Origin of the sequence: Candidatus Pseudoscillospira sp. SGI.172, from assembly GCF_050313575.1 — a bacterium.
In the GTDB taxonomy this organism is placed as follows: domain Bacteria; phylum Bacillota; class Clostridia; order Oscillospirales; family Oscillospiraceae; genus Vermiculatibacterium.
Map to the genome: position 1 here is coordinate 24,063 of NZ_JBNPLQ010000007.1, position 15,919 is coordinate 39,981.

14 protein-coding genes and 2 pseudogenes are annotated in these 15,919 nt (G+C 53.9%); 5 read left to right on the top strand and 11 right to left on the bottom strand.

Features of this window, described 5'->3' with window-relative positions:
• Positions 1-78: 78 nt before the first annotated feature.
• Positions 79-624, bottom strand: a complete 546-nt coding sequence (locus tag ACQRD3_RS04425; protein ID WP_427780141.1) for a CorA family divalent cation transporter — start codon at positions 622-624, stop codon at positions 79-81.
• A pseudogene (locus ACQRD3_RS04430) lies at positions 509-925 on the bottom strand (CorA family divalent cation transporter); the annotation flags it as partial. The pseudogene ACQRD3_RS04430 and the gene ACQRD3_RS04425, both read right to left, overlap by 116 nt.
• Before the next feature lie 278 nt (positions 926-1,203).
• On the opposite strand from ACQRD3_RS04430, the gene ACQRD3_RS04435 reads away from it, so the two are divergent.
• The 5 genes from ACQRD3_RS04435 to ACQRD3_RS04455 all read left to right on the top strand — a co-directional run bounded on the left by ACQRD3_RS04435 (position 1,204) and on the right by ACQRD3_RS04455 (position 7,170).
• The gene (locus ACQRD3_RS04435; protein WP_080906470.1) at positions 1,204-2,439 is read left to right on the top strand and encodes a glycerate kinase type-2 family protein; all 1,236 of its coding nucleotides are present in this window, start codon (positions 1,204-1,206) and stop codon (positions 2,437-2,439) included.
• A 383-nt stretch (positions 2,440-2,822) separates the two neighbouring features.
• Entirely contained in the window at positions 2,823-4,100 is a 1,278-nt protein-coding gene (larA, locus tag ACQRD3_RS04440) for a nickel-dependent lactate racemase (RefSeq protein WP_080906469.1), read from the top strand.
• 32 nt (positions 4,101-4,132) lie between these two features.
• Positions 4,133-4,435: a UxaA family hydrolase gene (locus ACQRD3_RS04445; RefSeq protein WP_080906468.1), complete on the top strand. Its 303-nt coding sequence runs from the start codon at positions 4,133-4,135 to the stop codon at positions 4,433-4,435.
• 15 nt (positions 4,436-4,450) lie between these two features.
• Positions 4,451-5,614 (top strand): UxaA family hydrolase, encoded by a 1,164-nt coding sequence (locus tag ACQRD3_RS04450; protein WP_080906467.1) that lies wholly within the window; start codon positions 4,451-4,453, stop codon positions 5,612-5,614.
• A 98-nt stretch (positions 5,615-5,712) separates the two neighbouring features.
• A complete protein-coding gene (locus ACQRD3_RS04455; RefSeq protein WP_080906466.1) occupies positions 5,713-7,170 on the top strand; it encodes a GntP family permease in 1,458 nt (485 codons plus the stop codon).
• Positions 7,171-7,261: 91 nt separating this feature from the next.
• On the opposite strand, the gene ACQRD3_RS04460 is transcribed toward ACQRD3_RS04455, so the two are convergent.
• The 9 genes and pseudogenes from ACQRD3_RS04460 to ACQRD3_RS04500 form a co-directional block, all read right to left on the bottom strand.
• On the bottom strand, positions 7,262-7,966 hold the full coding sequence (locus tag ACQRD3_RS04460; RefSeq protein ID WP_158082900.1) for a GntR family transcriptional regulator: 705 nt from the start codon (positions 7,964-7,966) through the stop codon (positions 7,262-7,264).
• Between the two features lie 227 nt (positions 7,967-8,193).
• Positions 8,194-8,854: pseudogene (tsaA, locus tag ACQRD3_RS04465) on the bottom strand (tRNA (N6-threonylcarbamoyladenosine(37)-N6)-methyltransferase TrmO).
• A gap of 262 nt (positions 8,855-9,116) precedes the next feature.
• The gene (gene larC / locus ACQRD3_RS04470; protein ID WP_080906464.1) at positions 9,117-10,331 is read right to left on the bottom strand and encodes a nickel pincer cofactor biosynthesis protein LarC; all 1,215 of its coding nucleotides are present in this window, start codon (positions 10,329-10,331) and stop codon (positions 9,117-9,119) included.
• Positions 10,332-10,334: 3 nt separating this feature from the next.
• Positions 10,335-11,096, bottom strand: a complete 762-nt coding sequence (gene larB, locus ACQRD3_RS04475; RefSeq protein WP_427780096.1) for a nickel pincer cofactor biosynthesis protein LarB — start codon at positions 11,094-11,096, stop codon at positions 10,335-10,337.
• Positions 11,089-11,838 (bottom strand): ATP-dependent sacrificial sulfur transferase LarE, encoded by a 750-nt coding sequence (gene larE, locus ACQRD3_RS04480; RefSeq protein WP_080906462.1) that lies wholly within the window; start codon positions 11,836-11,838, stop codon positions 11,089-11,091. Before larE ends, larB begins: the two co-directional genes overlap by 8 nt.
• A 234-nt stretch (positions 11,839-12,072) precedes the next feature.
• Positions 12,073-12,603 (bottom strand): FmdE family protein, encoded by a 531-nt coding sequence (locus ACQRD3_RS04485; protein WP_427780097.1) that lies wholly within the window; start codon positions 12,601-12,603, stop codon positions 12,073-12,075.
• Positions 12,604-12,618: 15 nt separating this feature from the next.
• Positions 12,619-13,368 carry an ABC transporter ATP-binding protein gene (locus ACQRD3_RS04490; RefSeq protein ID WP_080906460.1) on the bottom strand — a complete coding sequence of 250 codons (750 nt, stop codon included), beginning with the start codon at positions 13,366-13,368 and terminating at the stop codon, positions 12,619-12,621.
• Positions 13,356-14,444 carry a FecCD family ABC transporter permease gene (locus ACQRD3_RS04495; protein WP_427780143.1) on the bottom strand — a complete coding sequence of 363 codons (1,089 nt, stop codon included), beginning with the start codon at positions 14,442-14,444 and terminating at the stop codon, positions 13,356-13,358. The genes ACQRD3_RS04490 and ACQRD3_RS04495 overlap by 13 nt, the downstream gene beginning before the upstream one ends.
• Before the next feature lie 4 nt (positions 14,445-14,448).
• Positions 14,449-15,615 carry an ABC transporter substrate-binding protein gene (locus ACQRD3_RS04500; protein ID WP_080906458.1) on the bottom strand — a complete coding sequence of 389 codons (1,167 nt, stop codon included), beginning with the start codon at positions 15,613-15,615 and terminating at the stop codon, positions 14,449-14,451.
• Positions 15,616-15,919 lie beyond the last annotated feature (304 nt).

Genomic DNA, 15,919 nt, shown 5'->3' on the forward strand with positions numbered 1-15,919 from the left:
GTCGGGGGTGGAGCGGCTTCGCTCACTTGTGACCCATTCAAAGCGGCTTTGATAGTATATCAGTGAAAAGCGGGAAAGTCAAGGGTTTGTCCCTGCTTTTGCAAATTTTTCGGGACAGATCGTAAGCTTTTCGCGCAGTTGGGGGTCAGAGCATCTTTTTTCGCTTAAAATAGACAATTTCCAGCACCACGATGAGCAGGGCCAGTCCGATGACCGCGCCCCGTAGCCGTACTCCCAGCGCAGCTCGGGCATGTTGGCAAAATTCATGCCGTACCACCCGGTGAGAAGGGTGAGGGGGAGAAAGAGGGTGGTGACCACGGTGAGAATGGTCATGATCTTGTTCTGGCGGGCGTCCAGCTGGGACTGATAGAGCTCCCGGAGCTGGAGGGCATATTCGCGCAGCAGATGCACATAGTTGTGGAGGCGGCCCGTCCGGCCGGTGAAGCGCTGCCAGCTGCCGGAGGAGGCACCGGAGGGCCTGACACTCCTCCGAGCCGAGGGTGTCTCCGATGTCGGAGAGCGGCTTGTAGTAGGCATGGAGCTCGGAGAGCTTTCGGCGGAAACCGATGAGGGTCTCCTGAAACCGGTCGGGCGTGCGGTGGAGCAGCTGTTCCTCCAGCGCATCCATTTTTTCCTCCAGGTGCTGAAGGTAGAGCACGTCCCCTTCCATCATGGATTCAAAAAGAAAGAGCAGCAACTGGCCGGGGGAGAGGGGCCCTGAATGGCGGGCGCGGGCCTTTTCCATGAGAGATTTCAGGCTTCCGCTGGCTTCAATGAGGGTGAGACAACCTTCCGCCAGATAGAAGCCGAAGGTGGCTAGCGGGATGTTCCCGGTGCTTTTCCGGGGCAGGCGGAGAATGCCCGGGACACAGTCCTGATAGAGCTCGGAGCGGCAGTAGCGGATGGAGCCCAGGCTGTGGAGCATCTCCCGGTGCCGGGGATAGGCCCCGGCGGAGCGGGCGGCCAGATCGGCGGCGTCTCCGCAGAAAAAATCCACGTTTTCAATGCCGTTGCGCCGGGCGGTCTCTTCCTTTGTAGACTCGGGTACGCACCGACTGAAAAACAGGTATTCCGAAGCGGTTCCCGTTCACGCACCGTCGATTTTCGGGCAAAAAAATTGGAGATTTTGTCAATTGTATCACGTATACATATGTGCTAATAATGGAATAAAATCTACCGTACAGGGGGAAAAGGGGTAATGATATGACGGAACTGCGCAGGGATGCGGATACCATCGTCAAAGCCGCCATCACGGCGGCGTTGCCGGATGCAGCGGTGAAAAAAGCCTTGGAAGGCCGCATGTTTGGGCCCGGCAAGGTGCGGCTTGTAGCCGTGGGCAAGGGCGCCTGGCAGATGGCCTTCACGGCCAGCGATATCCTGAAAGAACGTATCGAGGCGGGGGTGGTGGTGACGAAATATGGCCACAGCAAGGGGGCCATTTCCAATTTTGATATTTACGAGGCTGGCCATCCCGTGCCGGATCAAAACAGCTTTGACGCCACCGAGGCCGCCCTGGACCTCGTGCGGGATCTCACCGCTGACGATACTGTACTGTTTTTGCTGTCGGGCGGTGGATCGGCCCTGTTTGAAAAGCCTCTCGTCCCCGCTGCGGATCTGGAGGACCTCACCCGACAGCTGCTGGCCTGTGGTGCGGATATCGTGGAGATCAACACGCTGCGCAAGCGCCTTTCGGCCGTCAAGGGCGGGCGCTTCGCGCAGATCTGTGCCCCGGCCCATGTCGTGTCCATCGTGCTGTCGGATATACTGGGAGATCCGCTCGACATGATTGCGTCGGGCCCCGCTTACCCGGACAGCTCCACCTGTGCCCAAGCGCGGGCAATCGTGAAAAAATACGGCTTGCGGCTCACACCCATTATGGAGCAGTTGCTGGAGGAGGAGACGCCCAAGGCCCTTAATAATGTGGAGACACAGGTCACGGGCAGCGTACGCCAGCTGTGTACAGCAGCCAGCGCCGCCTGCCGTAAGCTCGGTTATGAGCCGGTGGTGCTCACGGACTGTCTCGCCTGCGAAGCACGGGAGGCAGGGGCCGTTTTGGGCAGCATTGCGCGATACCATGCTGACGCCGATCATTCGATGGCTTTCATTGCCGGCGGCGAAACAGTAGTGCATCTCACCGGCAAAGGCAAGGGCGGCCGAAATCAGGAACTGGCCCTGGCGGCTGCCCCGCTCATCGCAGGTATCTGCGGGGCTGCGGTGTTCTCGGTGGGTTCAGATGGAACAGACGGCCCGACCGCCGCCGCCGGGGGCTATGTGGACAGTATGACGCAGGCGGTGTTGGCGGATCAGGGGATTTCTGTGTTCGATGTGTTGGCGGAAAACGATGCCTACCATGCGCTGCAGAAATGCGGTGGGCTGATCGTCACAGGCCCAACGGGCACCAATGTGAATGATGTAGCGGTGTTACTGATACGACGCTGAGGCCCGCAGCCGGGCGCCACAATTAGAAAAAAGCCGTCCCACAGGGCATAAGCCGCCCGGTGGGACGGCTTTTTTGCGCTTGGAAAGGTCAGTGGGGCTACGGCCCGGGGCAAAATGGGCGCGTATCCTGCCCTGCATAGCCGGCACACGTCAAAAGCCAGTTCTCATATCGGCCGAGAACCGCGGGGTATGTTGTGAATTTCAATATTTTATTCACAAAAATCTTGTGAGAACTGACAAAAATGCGGGTTTAATTGTAAAAAAAGAGAAAACATATTGACTTTGTACGAAAAATGGGATACCTTAAACGTGTTGAAAGTATTATGTATACATGATACAAGAAGATGCCGTGCCGCGGTATCACTGCCCAAAGGAGGATCACGATGAAGACCATTCCCATTCCCTATTATACCTCCACATTGGATCTGCATGTAGATGAGGCAAACCTGAAAGCCGTAGTAACTGCCAAGATGCACGAGTACAAGGCAGACAAAAGCGAGGAGCAGCTAGTGCTGGACGCTTTGGAGCATCCCATCGGCACGCCGCGTCTGCGCGAGCTGGCAAAGGGGAAAAAGAAGGTGGTATTGGTAACCAGCGACCACACTCGTGCCGTGCCCAGTAAGATCACGCTGCCCATTCTGCTGGCCGAGATCCGGGCAGGCAACCCGGATGCGGAAATCACGATCCTGATTGCGACCGGCCTGCATAGGGCCACCACAGAGGAAGAGCAGCGCCTCATGTTCGGTGATGTCATTGTAGACAATGAAAAGATTGCCATCAACAATGCGTTCGACCCCAGCCAGTTCGTACATATGTGCACACTGCCCTCGGGGGCGGATTTCAATGTTAACCGGCTGGCAACTGAATGTGATCTTCTGGTGACAGAAGGCTTTATCGAGCCGCACTTCTTCGCAGGCTTTTCGGGCGGACGCAAAAGCATCCTGCCAGGGATCTGTTCCCAGGAGACGGTGAACGAGAACCACAGCTACAAGGCCATTGCCAGCCCGTATTCCAACACGGGCATCCTGGAGCACAACCCGATTCACGAGGATATGCTGTATGCGGCGCGCAAGGTGAACGTGCAGTTCATCTTCAATGTGGCGCTGGACGGCAAGAAAAAGATTATTGCCGCTTGGGCGGGTGATTTGGAGCAGGCCCACGCCGAAGGCGTGGCGTTCATCCGTAAATGGTCGCAGTGCCCTAGCGTCACGGGGGACATCGTAGTTACCAGCAACGGGGGCTATCCGCTGGATCAGAACCTTTACCAAAGCCCCAAGGCTGTAGCTACTGCAGAGGCCTGCGCCGGAGAGAACGGTGTGATCATCATGTGCTGCAGCTGTGCCGATGGTATGGGTGGAACACATTTTGAAAAGCTCATCACGATGGGCAGTGTGGACGAGATTGACAGCTATCTGTCCAAGATCCCTCCCAAGGAGACAATCCCTGAACAGTGGTGTCCGCAGATCTATGCCCGCATCCTGAAAAAGCATCCGGTAATCCTGGTTACCACATATCTTAACCATGATGAGGTGCGCAGGGCAAACATGATCCCGGCCTCCACGCCCGACGAGGCACTGCAGATCGCCTACAGCATGAAGGGGCGCGACGCCAGCGTGGTGGTTATCCCAGACGGCGTGAGCGTGCTGGCCGTAAAAGAGTAAATATCCGCCGCAATAAAAAGGAGTGGAACCTTATGGAACTGAAACTGGCCCTGAAAGTACACGACAAAGACAATGTGGCCACCATTTTTGCCAACGGCATCACCGACGGCATGGAGGTGGAGATCCGCGACAAAAAGGGCGGCGCCGAGACCGTTACGGTCAAGGGCGATGTGCCCTATGGGCACAAGATCGCGGTGTGCAGCATCAAAAAAGGCGAGCAGATCACCAAGTACGGCGAGGAGATCGGTATCGCAAGCAAAGATATCGCCAAGGGCGAATATGTGCATGTGCACAACCTCGACAGCATGCGCGGTCGCGGCGATCTGGAAGGATAAGGAGGATAAAACACAATGGAGTTTATGGGATATGTGAGGCCCGACGGAAAGGTCGGCGCACGCAATTATGTCGCGGTGATTCCCAGTGTCACCTGTGCCAACGACGTGGCCCAGGCCATCTGCCGCCAGGTGCAGGGCACAATCACGTATCTGCACCATCAGGGTTGCTGCCAGATGCCTCCCGACCTTGAGCGAGTGACCGACACGCTCATCAGCCTGGGCCACAGCCCCAATGTAGCGGCCATCCTCATCGTTAGCCTGGGCTGCGAGGGTACCGACCACGAGCGGATGTACCAGGAGCTGATCGCCACCGGAAAACATGTGGAGATCATCCATATCCAGGAGCTGGGCGGCGTGAGCAAGGCCATCCAGTTGGGTACTGATATCGCCCGCAGGCTGGTAGTCGAGGTTTCCGGCCTGCAGCGCCAGAGCGTGGATGTGTCCAATATCGTGATGGCTATCAAGTGCGGCGCATCCGATACGACGAGCGGCATGGCGTCCAACTGCGTGATCGGCTATGTGGCCGACAAGCTGGTGGATCTGGGCGCGACCGTGATCTTCGGCGAGACCACCGAGTTTTTGGGCGGCGAGCATCTTCTGGCGCGCCGCGCCGTAAATAAGGAGGTAGGCGACAAGATCTTCGCAATTGTCAACGCCATGGAGGCCCGCGCCAAGAGCATCGGCTGCGACATGCGTAAGGGACAGCCCACTCCGGGCAATATCGCCGGGGGCCTGTCCAGCATCGAGGAAAAAAGCCTGGGGGCCATTGTCAAAAGCGGCACTCGCCCCATCCAGGGCGTACTGGAATATCCTGAGCACGTCACCACGCAGAAAGGCCTGTGGATCAAGGATACCCCGGGCCGCGAACCCGAAATTCTCACCGGTATGGCTGCCACAGGCGCCCAGTTCATGATGTTTTCCACTGGGCGGGGCGCGCCGCAGGGCTTCCCCAGCATGCCGGTCATTAAGATTTGCGGGAACCCCAACACCTACGAGCACATGGAGAACGATATGGATCTCAACGCCGGCCTAATCATTACCGGCGAAAAGACCATTGAGCAGGTTGGTGAGGAGGCCTTTACCAAGATGCTGCGCGTGCTCAGCGGCGAGATGACCAAAAACGAGGCTATTCAGTACTTCAGCGCAATCGACATCCATTGTCTGGGCCCTGTGATCTGATACCCATGCGTCGTTTCAGCCCCGCTGTGCAGGGGCTTTAAGCGAAAGCTTCTACACATTCCGCCTGCCCAATCTTGCTTTGAGAAGGAGAGAATCTTATGAATCCAGTATTAGCAATGCTGATCGGTGTTGTCGTAATGATGCTTTTGATCATCTGTACGAGAATGCACGCGTTCCCTTCCCTGATCATCTCTGCGATCTTGATTGCGGTCTTATCGGGCAATTATCTGCTGGCAGGCACCGGCAATGAAGGCGGCAATTTGCTGAGTGTTGCCATCAGCACCGTCACATCCGGCTTCGGCAGCACCATGGCCAGCATCGGCATCGTGATCGGCTTCGGTTGCATCATGGGCATCTTTCTGGAGAAGAGCGGTGCCGCCAAGCGCATGGCAATCACCATCCTAAAGTTGGTGGGCGTCAAGCGGGCCGACGTTGTTCTGGGCCTCACGGGTTTTGTGGTGTCCATCCCTGTTTTCTGCGATTCCGGCTTTGTTATTCTGTCCTCACTGGCCAAGGAGTTCTCCCGCCTGACCAAAAAATCCATGGTCGGCTTAGGCGGCATCTTGGGCATGGGCCTGTATCTCACGCACTTCATGGTCCCTCCCACGCCCGGCCCTCTGGCTGTGGTCAGTACATTTCAAAACGAGGGCATCATCATTGATCTGGGCCTGTTTATCATCGCAGGCCTGCTGATCTCCATCCCTCTGTTTATCTTCTCGGTGTTCCTGTTCCGCTGGTTCGGCAAAAAATACCCCAACTTGGTGGTCCCCTATGAAATCGACCGCACCAAATACACCGCAGCACAGTTGGCTGTTCTGGATAAAATTGACGCTAAGATCAAATCCGGCAAGGAACTGGAAAATACAGATTTCACCGAGCTGCTCAGCACCGAAAAGTTACCCAGCGCCGGCCTGTCCTTTACGATCCTGCTCTTGCCTGTGTTTCTGATCCTCGCCAACACACTCGTCAGCCAAACTGCCCTCAAGGGTGTTTTGATTGGCCAGATCATCACCTTCCTGGGAAATCCCGTCATCGCACTGTTCATCTCGCTGTGCCTAGGCGCCTTCCTGCTGGCAAAAGATCTGGATAACAAGATGGTCGTGGACATGATGAACGATGCGCTGAAAGACGCCGGCCCCATTGTGATGATCACCGCCGCAGGTGGTGCGCTGGGTTCTGTCGTCAAGGCCACCGGTGCCGCCGGCATGATGGCGGGCGCCATCGTTGCCGTGGGCATCCCTGGGATCCTGGTCCCGCTCCTGATCGGTACCATCATGCGTTTTCCCCAGGGTTCCGGCACAACGGCCATGATCACCGGCTCCGCCATCATCGCCCCGATGCTGGCCACGCTGGGCATCAACCCCTATCTGGCGGGCTTGGGCGTGTGCCTCACGTCCATGTGCCCCTCGTTCCTCAACGACAGCTACTTCCATGTGGTGACGAACTTCAGCGGTATGGATATCAGGACCAGCCTGAAAACCTGGACGATTGGTTCCATCCTGGTGCCGGTGTTCGGCTCGGTCATCATCTGCATCCTGAGCATCTTCATTCATTAAACTGTCCGCAGTCTGCAATGTGCGGTGGCAGGGAATGTGTAGCCGCTCCACAAAAAAAGGCCCCCGGTGAAAACCGGGGGCCTGACGCGTTTCAGCGCGGTTCGGTGGGCGGCTCGGGCAGAGGGGCGTCCGGCCCCTGCGCGGAAAGCTGCGCCAGATGCTCGATGATCTTTTCGCGCGCCAATTGCAGATGCTGCCGGTTAATGGCCTGCGCCTCCTGCGTGCTGTCTGTGAGCAGGCAGTGGATCATGCCGCGGTGCTCATCGACGGATTCGTCAAAGCGCTTCTTGCTGGTGAGAGAATAGATGCGGAACTGCTGGTTCATGGAATGCACCCTATCGTACATGGAGCGCAGCAGGCTGTTGCCGCTGAGCTCCACCAGCAGGCTGTGCAGCCGGGCGTCCTCGTCGATGTAGCGTCGCAGGTCGTTTTGGGCGTGGGCGCGCTCCAGCTCGGCCAGGCAGGCCATCAGCTGTTCCATGCCCGCGGTGGACAGGTTGTCCCGCAGGCGGCCGATGGCGTAGTTTTCAAGTAGCACCCGCAGATCGAACACCTCCTCGATATCCCGGGAGGTGAACTCCTTTACAAATACGCCCTTGTTGGGAATCTCCACCACAAGGCCATCCGCCGCCAGCTGGCGCAGTGCCTCGCGCACCGGGCTGCGGCTGACAGACAGCTGTGTGGCTACCTCATTTTCCTGCAGCCACTGGCCGGGCCGGTATTTTCCATTGCAGATATCCTCCTTGAGAATCTGGTATACCTGGTTGCGGATGGTGCTAACTGAACGATGCTGCATGGTGTTTTCTCCCCCCCCGTTTTTGCCTGATTGGGACACATGAGCGCTAACGCATACCATTTTTTATTTTAACACAAAAATTGTTGCGATGCCAGTGCGGCAGACCGAAAGCTTCCTTTTTTGCCCCTGGTTTTTCTAATTTTGAGAATCTTCTTTTTTGCCTTCATGTCAAGGCAAATTGGCACCACGCCCCGTCCGGGCGCTTTTGCCACAGCGAGTACAGACAACTATCTCCCCTCTGCCCGAAAGCTCACTTCCGGCCCTGCGAAGCGCATCCCGTAGATTCTGGCGGGATCATCCTGGTAGGATGGCGGGGGATCACAGGCTCAAACGCCCCGCAGGGCTTCCCGGCGGTTCTCAGGGAACTGATCCAGAAGCGCAGGAGGGAAAAAGACCTCCAGTTCCCTGGCGGGAGCCGGGGCAAAGCCCTCCGTTGCTTCCGGATGGCAGTCGGCATAGGGCAGGCACATAGGGCTTTATATCAAAAGTGGGCGTCCCGTCCATCAGGGCGGCGCCGGATACGCGGAGCACCGGCCCCTCCGGCGTGTCAAGGTCCACCCCCTCCAGCCGGACGCAGGACAGCCCCAACGGATTGGGCCGAAACGGGGACTGCGTGGCAAACACTCCGATGCGGGTATTCCCTCCCAGCCGCGGCGGCCGTACAGTAGGCGACCAGCTCTTTCTCACCGCGGCAGAGAATTCCCAGATCAGCCACAGGTGTGAAAAGCCCGCAATCCCCCGCGGTGCGTCAGGGTTCCGGAACTCCGGTTCAAACACGATCGTACTATGCAGCGCTGACACCGGCCCGCTTTGGCGTGGAATTCCAAATTTGCCGGGAAAATCGCTCCACATTCGGGCCGCTTCCCGAACGGTCCTTTCTTCCCCCATGCGCCCAGTTCCTTTTCCGAAACCTCAGATCACAACAGGTGCGTTGCAAAATGGGCCTGTAAAAAGGACAGACGGGGTAAGCCTGGAAGGGTTGCCCCGTCTGTCTTTTTGCGTTAAGGTCAATTTATGAAGAAAAACCAAAAGCAAAATCAGTGTACCGTATATGAGAGCCACGGTCAACTGGTAATTACACCGAATTACAAAAAATATTGTAGGGCCGAAGTAGAATCTAAATACAAGCAAACTGCACGAATTTTGCCTATTAATCCTTTACTGCCGCAATAACATCCTCAATGCGGATATCGCGTTCTCTGGCAATACGCGTCAGATCTTCGTACTCATATTTTGACCGGGTCACACCATACCCAGAAGAATCTTTGCGGCGAACGATTCCGTAGGGAGTTTCTTTTGCTGTCACATTGCGGTCAAGCACGTAACGATGCATTTTTGCTTCCCGCACACCGATTGTCGTTGTGTATTTAAAAATCAAAGAAACGGTTTTTTCTTTGTCTTGTTCTTGGCACAACACACAGATCATCGTGCCGGGACGGGATTTTTTCATGCCGGCAGGAATGGTGTAGACCTCCAGTGCGCCGCCGTCAAACAGACGCTCCATAGCATAGCCGACCTGCTCGGCAGTCATATCGTCTACGTTGCAGGAGAGTTCCAGTACGACATCTGTCTTATCTTCCGTATCCCCAAACAGGGCACGGACACAGTTTGCCGCCTCAAAATCCTTTTTGCCCATACCGTAACCAATTCCGCGGGTCTTCATGATCGGCATATCACCAAAGCGGGTCGCGAAATACTTGAGCAGCGCGGCACCGGTGGGTGTGCAGAGTTCGCCCTTGATCCGGCCTGTGTAAATGGGCACATCTTTGAGGATGCGGGCGGTGGCAGGGGCAGGGACCGGCAGGACACCGTGGGCACACCAGACCTGGCCGCTGCCCACATGGATCGGGGATACGACTACCTCGTCAGGCGAAAGTTTTTCCATCAGCATACAGACCGCTGTAATATCGGCGATCGCATCCATCGTGCCGACTTCATGAAAATGGATCTCAGAGACCGGAACACCATGTACATAGCTTTCCGCTTCCGCGATCAGTCCATAAACTGCCATCACATCCTGCTTCACTTTTTCTGAAACAGGGAGATGATCCCGGACGATGTGCTCGATATCATGCAGACCGCTGTGGTGGTGTCCGTGGCTGTGACGATCCTCGTGATCATGAGGGTGCTCATGGTCATGGTGGTACTCGCAGCTCTTCTCTTCTTCACCATTCACCGTTACAGAAATATGAGTGCCCATGATACCACACTTGACCGCCGACTCTTTTTTTACATGGACACCGGACAAGCCCAGCGCATTCACTTCATGGATAAATGCATCGGGGTCGGGGAGCAATTCAAGCAGCGCAGCAGTGAGCATATCTCCCGCAGCACCCATTCCACAATCCAAATATAGCGTTTTCATGGCTCAAACCTCCTTTTTTACATCCATGTGGTTAATCATGCTGGCAAGATATCCAGCACCGAAGCCATTGTCAATATTCACCACAGATACTCCGCTGGCGCAGGAATTGAGCATGGACAACAAGGCAGACAGGCCGTTAAAGGAAGCACCATAACCAACACTGGTCGGCACAGCAATGACCGGACAATCTGCAAGGCCTCCAATCACGCTGGCAAGTGCACCTTCCATTCCCGCAATAGCAACAATCACGCTGGCGCTCATGATATCGTCCAAGTGTGCAAGAGTTCGGTGCAGCCCCGCAACCCCAACGTCGTATAGACGAACCACTTCATTTCCAAGGACCTGTGCGGTCAGCACAGCCTCTTCCGCCACTGGGATATCGCTGGTCCCGCCGGTGGCCACTACAATCTTACCCAATCCATCGGCACTTGGCAGCTTGCCAACGATGCCCACCCGTGCATCTTTATGATAATCCAACTCATGGTGCTTACCAACAACAGCAGCGGTTTCTTCAGACATGCGGGTAATCAGAATGGTTTCCTGTCCATTCGCTTTCATGACATCCAGAATCCCGATAATCTGCTCCGGCGTTTTTCCGGCACCGTAAATCACCTCCGCCACGCCCTGCCGGATTTTTCGGTGCAGGTCTACTTTGGCAAAGCCAATATCTTCAAAAGGTTCTGTCTTGATTCTCAACAGTGCATCATCCACAGACAACTCTCTGGAATGTACTGCTTCTAAAATTTGTTTAATCTCGTTATTCACCGCGCACCTCCAGATCCAGTAAAACTGCGCTGTAATATTTTTTCAATTCCCCCAAAAATTCCTTCCGCTTGTTAAGCAAAAAAGGAAGCTGACGCTCTGGAAGTTGAATCCTTGCAGCACTGCCCATCATTCTCACCCGAAAGTCGGTAAAACCAGCGGAGAACAAATAATCTTCTGCCCGCTCAGTTCTCTGAAGCTTTTCCTTGGTGATCTCTTCTCCGGTTGGGATTCTGGTGGCAAGGCAAGCATAGGCGGGTTTGTCCCAAGTAAAGAGGCCTGCCTCCTTAGAAAGACGCCGTACCTCTGTCTTTGTGAGTCCACACTCCCGCAAGGGGGAGCGTACCGTCAATTCCCGCAGTGCCAGCATACCGGGACGGTCACCTGCATCATCGGACGCATTGGTTCCATCTATCAGGACAGAGATCCCATCTTCTGACGCTGCGTTGATAATAGCCTTAAAAATAGAATATTTGCAGTAATAGCAGCGCTCTGCGGTATTGGCTGCGATCTGCGGGCAGTCCAAGACATCTACATCCAGCACTTTCATGTCCACACCCAGTTCTGCCGCAAGCCGCATCGCGTCCTCTAGTTCGAACCGAGGTTGAAACGCAGACTTGACATAGTAGGCATGGACCTGTGCCCCGCAGTTGAGCGCGGCATAAAGCAGATATGCAGAATCTACGCCGCCGGAGAACGCAAGGGCTACTTTTGGGTGCTTTTGAAAAAATTCATAGAGCGTCACAATAAATACCTTCTTTGGAGAAACTTGTGCTTTTTGGCATATTACCGACATTATACAAAAGCAAGAAGTGATTGTCACCGTGTATTTGAAAGAAAAGGAAACGGTGTCCCATACAGAAACTGGAAACCGCAGGGCCTATATCCAATACGGAATACAGGCCCTGCGTATCGAATGGCTCCATCATGTGTTTTGCCCAGACCCTGCGCAGAGTCAGGATTCTCACCGAAGAGTCAATCATACGTTGAACCGATCATATCTCTGATAGCAGTCTATGCAGAGCTTTTTGCCGCCGGAGAGACGGATCCAGTTTGAGCCCGTAGTTTCACCGCAGCATTCACAAGCATAAGAATCAAACAGCCGTGCACGCTCAGGGACTTCGATTTTCGTTTCTTTGACTGTAAACAGATCTTCCTGCTTGCATGCGTGATAATAGTGAAAGGACTCTTCTCTGGTCAACTCTCCAAGGGGCTTGTTCAGGACCAAACGAACAGATTTTCCGGTCTTACGGTTGTAGAAAGAAAATGCCTGCTTGCCCGTCATATGGAAGAGCAGGTTCCCCTTGCCTACACTGCACCCCAGCAATACCTGGATCGCATCCACACCACAGGCATCATTCTCTGTGATACAGACCACCTGCTCATCATTAGAAAAGGTCAATTCCAACAGGTCAATGGCGTATAGAGCCGCACGATATCCAATCGTCAGGCCGGGGCACTCATGTCCATGAAATGCAACGCATTTTTCCCAAAGCGCTCTCTTATCCATGGTTGATTCTCCTTTTTATTTGATAATTGCAAATTTTTTATTATCATGGATGACCAAGGAAGCATTAATCCCATAGACATCCCGAAGCGCCTTTTCCGTTACAACAGACCCATCGCCGTAATCGTACACACTACCATCTTTTATAAAAAGGAAACGGTTGCAGTAGCGCAGAGCCAAATTCAGGTCATGGATGACCACCAGCACGGAGATACCCTGTTCCAGCGCCATCTGACGGACCAGCTTCATCATCTCGTACTGGTTTCTAGGATCCAGATTGCTGGTGGGCTCGTCCAGAAGCAGCAGCTTAGGCTGCTGTACAAAGGCGCGGGCCAGCATGACCTTTTGCACTTCGCCCCCGCTGAGTTCATTGATGTTGCGAAGTTTGAAATCTGTCATGCCAATGCGTTCCATCATTTCATCACAAAGAGCATAGTCAGCGCAGTTCATGCTCCATGTCATATAGGGCTTTCGGCCCAGCAGAATAGCGTCATAAACCGTTGTTTGGCTCAACTCGTTTTTTTGCGCCACATAGGCAACGTTTCTGGCCAACTCCAGACGGCTCATTTCAAAAATGCTTTTACCATTGATCAAAACCGACCCGTCGTCAGGCTTTCGGATGCTGTTCATACAAGTGATAAGAGTGGATTTCCCCACGCCGTTGTTACCGAGGATTCCGACACAGTCACCGGGTTCTGCTGAAAAAGAAATGCCTTTTAAGATGGAATGCTTTCCGTAGGAAAAAGTAATGTCTTTTACTTCGACCATTTGATGCCCTCCCTTTTGAAAATCATGTAGAGGAACATGGGGGCACCCAGGAAGGATGTAAGGGCACCGATGGGCAGAATGCTTGGTGCAACGATCATACGGGAGACCAACTCTGAAAGGACCAGGACGATTGCTCCCATCAATGCCGAGGCAGGAATCAGAAAACGGTAATCATTTCCCACGAATTTCCGCACCATATGAGGAGAAATCAAACCAATGAAGCTGATACAGCCCACAAAGGCAGTGGAAACTGCAGCCATCAGGGAACACAAGGTCATGCTGATCAAAATAAGCCGATCGACGGCAACACCCAAACTCTTGGCGGTGTCAGCGCCGCTTTCCATTGCATTGAAATTCCAGCGGTTGGCGAGGAAGTACAGCAGAGCAATGACTGTAACAGCAAAAATCGAAGCAATTTCCTGCCAGTTTGCGCGGCCCAAGTCACCGAAGGTCCAATAGACGACGGAGGCTACCTTCACATCATCAGCAAAGTACTGTACAATAGTGGTACCGCCGCTGAACAGGGAACTGAGAGCCACGCCGGCCAGGACCATGGTAGCCGGAGAAACTCTGGCAATTCTCGACAGACCAAGGATTATCACCGTTGTCAGAAAGCCGCCAATAAAAGCGCACAATGTTACCAGATAAGGGTTGGTGATGGAAACGGCAGCCGCTGCGGAAGTGCTGGCATTAACTTGAGCACCGGCATCTAGACAGACGATGGCAAATGCTGCACCAAAGGAGGCACCTTGGGAAACGCCAAGGGTAGAGGCGGAGGCCAGCGGATTGCGCAGCACATTCTGCATGATACAGCCGGCCAAGGCCAATGCGATACCCACCATGATGCCGGTAACAATTCGGGGCATACGTATGTTCCAGATGATCGCACTGGTCTGCGCGGTTCCTTTCCCCAGCAATGCGGTCACAATCTCAGAAATCGTCAGGCCTGATGATCCGACAGAGATAGAGACTACAACACAGGTGCAAAGAATAGCTACCAGGACAAACAACACCAGCCATTTGCGCCGGATATAGCGCCGATATGAATTCTTCAGTGCGGTTTGGGTTTTCTGCATATATTTACTCACCTAGTGTCAGTTTTCCGTAGTACAGACCATCTGCTTCCATGTCATCAAAGAAAGACGTGCCCAGGAACTCATTCATGATCTCGGTGCTCTTAGCCTCCAGATCAATATCTGCAAATTGATCTGGATACAGCACCTTGCCAGCGTGGTAGGCATTCATGATGCAGTAGGTGATATTGGTGGAGTAATTATTGAAAGAGGGCATGGTGTATACTTCACCGTTCTGAACAGCACTCAGGGAATGGAAAAAATCAGGGTTGGATTTGTACTCATCATTGACCAAATTCATGTTTCCAGGATCGAGGAAAATAACATCGGGATCCCAGACGAGGACCCTCTCCAGATCGACTTCGAAAGCGGCTTTTTCGCCAGTCTCATCAGCAACGTTCTTGGCGTCAATGGCCAGGAAGGGGCCGAAATTGGCATAGGTGCCGGCAAAACCGTGACCGCCAGAGAAAGTAACAGCGCCGGTATAAACCGTGGGCTTGTCCTCATCCGCAACGGTAGAGGACCGCTCCTTCAGGTCAGCCTTGCATTCGTCGATGTAGCTCAGAAGTTCCTCACAACGCTCCTCAGTGCCGGTCAGCTCAGCGGTCAGGCGCAATGCTGCATACCAGTTTTCGTCAATAAAGTTGGCGCTTGGGCAACGAATGCTGACCACGGGAACACCAGTCTCGTTCTGCAGCTGTTCGGCAGCCTCCTGTACGAAACAGGTCAGGATCACGTCGGGATGAACCTTTAAAATCTCTTCAGGATAAGCGGTGTAGGCAGTGCCACCGCCCTTGCCGATAACATGCATATCCTTGAAGATATCATAATAGGCATGAGCATAATCCCGCTTGGTCGATGTCTCATAACCCTTGTCGGTTTCCTCCACACCTACTATCATGCCGGTAGCCTGCAGGTAAGAAACCATACGCAGGGCATTGCTGCCATTACAGATGATTGTATTGATCTTGGCAGGAATCTCGACTTCACGCCCCAGCATATCGGTGATGATACGGGTCTCCGACTGCTCAGCATTGCCGGCATCCGGGGTCTGAGTCGGGGTGTTGCTTTGATCTGCGCCGCTCTGATCGTTTTTGGTGCTGTTGGAGTTGCCGCAGGCCACAAGGCTAAATACCATTGTCAGTGCCAGCAGCAGTGGCAGAAACTTTTTCATGATAATTTCAAATCCTTTCTCATCGTATCCATCTACAATATTGTAAAAAACAATAAAAAGGCATATGGCTTCCCTTCAGAGAAGTCATATGCCTTATAGCATACATTTCAGCAGCTAATCAGATGTGCCGGAAACCAGGAGACTTCAGCCTCCCCAATTTGCTTCGTGCAAATTGTTTTATACAGTATACATGGCATTTTGCCTTTTGTCAAGATTCTACATATAAGAATCTGCCGTAATCATTGCCTTTTGTAAAATTCGATATATTGGGGGAGATTTTAGAGATTATATGAAACTTAATTGG